The organism is Pseudanabaena sp. 'Roaring Creek', assembly GCF_001402795.1.
Lineage (GTDB): Bacteria > Cyanobacteriota > Cyanobacteriia > Pseudanabaenales > Pseudanabaenaceae > Pseudanabaena.
Map to the genome: position 1 here is coordinate 1 of NZ_LIRE01000389.1, position 1,243 is coordinate 1,243.

The 1,243-nt window shown below is 42.2% G+C and carries 2 protein-coding genes; both read left to right on the top strand.

Annotation, left to right across the window (positions count from 1 at the left end; translation table 11 throughout):
• The first annotated feature begins 148 nt into the window (after positions 1-148).
• Entirely contained in the window at positions 149-535 is a 387-nt protein-coding gene (locus AC805_RS13100) for a hypothetical protein (RefSeq protein WP_055075847.1), read from the top strand.
• 94 nt (positions 536-629) lie between these two features.
• The gene (locus AC805_RS13105; RefSeq protein WP_009627762.1) at positions 630-974 is read left to right on the top strand and encodes a hypothetical protein; all 345 of its coding nucleotides are present in this window, start codon (positions 630-632) and stop codon (positions 972-974) included.
• The last annotated feature ends 269 nt before the right edge of the window (positions 975-1,243 follow it).

Here is a 1,243-nt window from a genome sequence, read left to right on the forward strand (position 1 = left end):
ATAGCTATAGTCAGTAATGTTAGGACAAAAATCAAACCCAATAGAGAGTTGCGGCGCTTCACGCCGCAACTCTCTATTGGGTTTGATGTCCTGACTTAAGTGGCTATAGCTATATCTCTGCGAATAGGGTAGATGCGAATACGGTAGAATGGAAACTAGATTTTTATTCATTGCTGCTATGAGTCAAACTGATAACCTTGAAGAGCGCTTTCGTGAATTGGAACGCGAAGTGATGGGCAACAAGCAACAGGCAAGTAGCCAGCCCCACGATCCTAATAAACGTGCTGAGCCAGAATTTATTGCTGTAGAAAAGAGTGTAGATGCTGCTAAAAGCAGTCTGGGAAGTCTCATTGCTTGGGTAAATAGTCTGACTGGAGCGACCAAAATCGCTGCAATTATCGTCATTGGTCTAGTCGCTTTTACATTGCTGAATTTTGTGTTTAAGCTGGTCACTGCGGCGATCTCTATTGGCATTATGGCTCTAGTTGGGTTTATTTTATACAAAGTATTCTTTGAACCCTCTAACATTAAGTAATCACACATTAAGTAATCACAAAGTAATCACATATTGCTTCATCAAAACTTTCCCTGACAATCAAACCATCACATGTCGATTGGGACTAAATTCTATGACTATTTCTCGCGCATCTCGTCGCCCCATTCAACCGAAGTTGCGTTCTATGCCTCTGCGTAAAACCCCATCGGCGTTATATATTCAGATGCATCAGCTTGCCAATGAGAAAGAGCGCTTACAACAAGAACTGGTGCGAGTATGCGATCGCCAACAACAAATCATTAATCGTCTTGCCGAGCTAGATCGCGATCTCGCGCAGTTAGATAGTGAAGTCGAGAATAATGCGGTGAACTTGGAAATGACAGAAGCTCAATTTGCGAACAAAATTAAGGCTAAGCCCCTTGAGACAATTCGTACCACCCGTGGCATAACTTACGAGAGCATGACCATCGAATATTAAAGATTCAATCCCAGTAAGGTTTTGAGATTCCCAAAATGGCATTGCCATTTTGGGAATTGGTATAAATGAGTTGGGAGAGGCTTCGACTGCGCTCAGCCAACGTGACAGATGGCTGAGCGCAGTCGAAGCTTTTTTTTATAAACGTTTATAAACGATTGAAGATTATAGATAATTCAAATAAAAACTACAGCTTCGACTTCGCTCAGCTAGCTTACACCGAGGGCTGAGCGAAGTCGAAGCCCGTCTACAAGTTATTTAAAACAACTATA